Origin of the sequence: Desulfovibrio sp. (assembly GCF_035644575.1) — a bacterium.
GTDB lineage: Bacteria > Desulfobacterota > Desulfovibrionia > Desulfovibrionales > Desulfovibrionaceae > Desulfovibrio.
The window spans coordinates 1-3,727 of sequence record NZ_DASQOG010000154.1 but is presented as its reverse complement, the minus strand read 5'-3'; the positions used below and the strand labels follow the sequence as shown (position 1 = coordinate 3,727).

2 protein-coding genes and 1 pseudogene are annotated in these 3,727 nt (G+C 59.5%); 1 reads left to right on the top strand and 2 read right to left on the bottom strand.

Annotated features, from left to right (window positions below; all coding sequences use genetic code 11):
- Window positions 1–274: pseudogene (locus VEZ52_RS08845) on the top strand (hypothetical protein); the annotation flags it as partial.
- Between the two features lie 797 nt (window positions 275–1,071).
- Here VEZ52_RS08845 and hflX read toward each other — a convergent pair.
- Both hflX and VEZ52_RS08835 read right to left on the bottom strand, forming a co-directional pair.
- On the bottom strand, window positions 1,072–2,601 hold the full coding sequence (gene hflX, locus VEZ52_RS08840) for a GTPase HflX (RefSeq protein WP_324836502.1): 1,530 nt from the start codon (window positions 2,599–2,601) through the stop codon (window positions 1,072–1,074).
- A 250-nt stretch (window positions 2,602–2,851) separates the two neighbouring features.
- Complete coding sequence (locus tag VEZ52_RS08835) at window positions 2,852–3,439, bottom strand: IMP cyclohydrolase (RefSeq protein WP_324836501.1); 588 nt, start codon at window positions 3,437–3,439, stop codon at window positions 2,852–2,854.
- Between the last annotated feature and the right edge of the window lie 288 nt (window positions 3,440–3,727).

Sequence of the window (3,727 nt, the reverse complement as noted above, 5' to 3'; positions counted from 1 at the left end):
CGCCAAGATTACCGAGCTTGGGGCCGATGCGGCGGTGGCGCAGGTGACTACGCCCGCCCGCATGACCAGTTGGCTTGCCCTGCGCAAGGTGGGCGAGAAGTGGTTGGTGGTTGGGCAGGCCGTGATGGAAAGCACTGCCAGAGAGTATGCGTTGCAGAAGGCTCCGGCGGCTCCTGAAAAGCCTGCGCCGGTAGCGCCCACGCCCAAGGAAGCGCCGGAGAAGGCCCCTGTGCCGGGGAATCGCGCTGACAAGGATGGCGTGACGAAAATTTAGGGAAGATTTGCGAACGTATTGGGAGAAGTAAGAGGGTTTTGACGGCGGGGTGAGCCTGTCGAGCGCATTTACGCAAACCCGACTTTTTTGGCCTGACTGCGTTAAAATCCTGTTTTTGATGCTCACGTACTTGAGTACGCTGCGCTCAAAAACAGGATTTTTCCTTGTCAGGCCAGAAAAATGCGTATTTTGCAAATTCACTCAACACCAGCCATCGCCTCCGCATTCGCTCCGGCGAGTTTAAGGAAGGCAACTCCACGACCAGCTCCTGATGGAGGATATACTTCTTAGACACGTAATTTATCTGTCTGGTCATGGCTGAATGGTAATTGGTATGACCACAGGTGAAGTGAATCTGTTGGTTATGTTAGTGTTGTAATTTGGTTTTCTCCAAGTTTGTGAGGCAGAAAGCTCAGAGCTGTCGAGAAGGGTATAAAGTCATTCCTAGAGTCAACACTGTATCAATGGTATTGGGCTGAAGCGGAATACCATTCAAAGCGGAAGCGCCTTCTGGCATTAACGCGGCGCGGAGGGAGATCACCTGAACGAGCGCAGCGAGCGAGGGAAGCTCCCGCAGCTATGGCCGCGTTGCCCTCGTTGTTTTGAGGCAGTGGAAAGCGCTCTTAGGGGGTGCTTCGGGGGGGGATGCAAGGTGGGGCCGAGAAGGGGGCGAAGCCCCATAACCGGCCCCACCTTGCCGCGCGCCGCGCAGGCGTCCCAAACTCCGCCGGAGGGCGGAATCCAGTGCCCGAAGGGCAGCAAAAATAATAAATCGTTGCCGAGCAGGCAGCTCCCCCCTAATTCAGCACTGTCGGCGCATCCGTCGCAATCATGCTCGCAGGATGCCGCAGCAATAAAAGCTCCAGCTCCTCCAGCAAGGCCTTGCAGCCCTCGCCATTTTTTGCGGAAATCGTCAACGCATCGGGGAAGGCATCGGCCAGCTCAGCGCGGGCCGGGGCTTCCAGCTGATCCCACTTGTTCAGGATCATCAGACGCGGCATGCGATCCAGTTCCATTTCGGCAAGGATGGTTTCCACAGCGCTCATCTGCTGCAAAAGGTCAGGATGCGAGGCATCGGCAACGTGCAGCAAAAGGTCTGCGGCTTCCAGCTCCTCAAGGGTGGCACGGAAAGCGTCCATGAGTTCCTTGGGCAAATTGCGGATAAAGCCCACGGTGTCGGCCATGATGATTTCTTTTTCCGCAGGGAAGCGCAACCGCCGGGTTGTGGGGTCAAGAGTGGCGAAAAGTTTGTTTTCGGCCAGCACTTCCGAGCGGGTAAGCGTATTGAGCAGGGTAGACTTGCCCGCGTTGGTGTAGCCCACAAGGGCCGCCAGCGGGATGCCCTGACGTGAGCGCCGGGCGCGGGTGAACGAGCGCTGCCGCCGCAACTGGTCAAGCTCTTTGCGGATACGGGCCATGCGTTCCCGGATTTTGCGGCGGTCGGTCTCCAGCTTGGTTTCGCCGGGGCCGCGCCCGCCAATGCCGCCCATGAGGCGGTCCATGGCGCGGTTTTTACCCACAAGGCGCGGCTGGGTATAGCGCAATTGGGCCAGTTCCACCTGAAGTTTGCCCGCGCGGCTCACCGCATGCTGGGCAAAAATATCCAGAATAAGCTGGGTGCGGTCAATGACCTTGCGCTCGGTGATGTCTGCCAGATTGTGCAACTGAGCGGGCGAAAGCTCGCCGTCAAAAATCATCATGCCCGCGCGGCCTTGCAGGGCCAGCACTTCAAGCTCTGCCACCTTGCCTTTGCCCATGATGAGGCGCGGATTGATCTGCGCCACGCGCTGCACCATGCGCCCGGCCACGGTCAGACCTGCGGTGCGGGCCAGTTCTGCCAGTTCGTCCAGATTGCGTTCCTGAATGATGCGTGGCTGCGTGCCTACAGAAACCAGCATGGCGCGGGGGGTGTCGTCCGCCTCATGGGCGTCCTCTGCCTTGCGGGCAAGCTCTTCTTCCAGGGCTTCGGCGGTGGCGACAAACTGCGATTCCGTGTGGTCCCACGGCTGGGGCGTATCAAGGTGATAGGGCTGGCCGCCCGAAGGATTGGGCAAAAGATGGGCTGCCTGCCACTGCACGGGTTCGCCAACCGGGTTCACGGTGAGCGCCACCACGGCGTCCAGCCGCAGAAAGAGCATGTCCATCAGGTCTTCCTGACTGATGCCGCCGGGGGAAAGGTGAGTGTGCAGCAGGCGCAGGCCGCGCAGGCGTTCCTGCCCGCTGCGTCCGCGCGGCAGCTCGGGAATCATGATGCTGCCCGCCTCGCCCACAATAACCATCTGCACCCGGCCCTTGCGGTCAATGAGCAGGCCCAGTTGCCGCCCCACGGCGCGTGAAAGCAGGGAGAGTTCCCGCGCCTGGTCAACGGTATAGACCTCTTCCGCCGGGAAACGGCGGTTGAACAGACGGGTGAGTGCTGCAAGCTGGCTCGGCTTGAGCCCCTGCACGTTACCTTCTGGCTTTGGGATGGGATGCTCCTGAGCGAAAAAATGTTAAACCGCACCCGCAACCACTGTTCCTCAAAAGGGGCAGGGCTGCGGGTGCGTGAACAAATGCTGTGCGTGGGTTGTGCGCAGCCTAGGGACGCAGATACGAGGTGATCAGGGCATCGTAGCGCGAGGTTGCCTCAAAAGCGCGCGATGCCATGATCTGCCGGAACTCAAGGCCCACGGTGGTATCTTTTTCCATTTCTTCCATGGCGGCGGTGTACCACTGCGGCGAGGGCAGCACCAGGATGCTGTGGAAGTTCTTGGCCGCAGCGCGCAGCATGCAGGGGCCGCCGATGTCAATTTCCTCCACGGCCTGCTCAAGCGAGAGGTGGCGTTCCACCGCGCCCGCAAAGTCGTAAAGGTTGACGCAGACAAGATCAAAGGGGCGGATGCCCTTTTCTGACAGGGTCTGCATGTGCTGCGGTTCGTCCTTGTTGGCCAGAATGCCCGCATGAATCTTGGGGTGCAGGGTTTTGACCCGGCCTCCCAGAATCTCGGGGAATCCTGTGACGGTGCTTACTGCGGTAACGGACAGCCCGGCTGCCTCAAGGGCCTTCTGGGTGCCGCCGGTGGAGATAAGCTCCACCCCCCGCGATGTAAGAAACGTGGCAAACTCCACAAGGCCGCTTTTGTCCGTAACGCTCAGAATGGCGCGACGAATTGGCAAAATATCCATAAGCGACTCCTTGAAAAATGTCCCGAAAAGGGTTTGGCGGCGTATATACGCCCACATTCTTGATACCGCAAAAAGCCCGTTCTGGCAATGCGTTGCGGACAAATCCAGCCCAGAGGCCCTTGCCCGCAAAACAAGGCAAGGCTATGCTGCGGCAGGAGGACGTATGCAGCTCAAGCTTGTTTCATGGAATGTCAATGGTCTGCGCGCCGTGGCGGGCAAGCCCGAATGGGAATGGTTTTCGCGCACCGAAGCGCAGGTTGTGGCCTTGCAGGAAACCAAGGCCCACCC

What these genes read in the sequence shown, in the direction of transcription:
- VEZ52_RS08835 (WP_324836501.1), bottom strand. Translation starts at nt 3,439, where the DNA reads ATGGATATTTTGCCAATTCGTCGCGCCATTCTGAGCGTTACGGACAAA.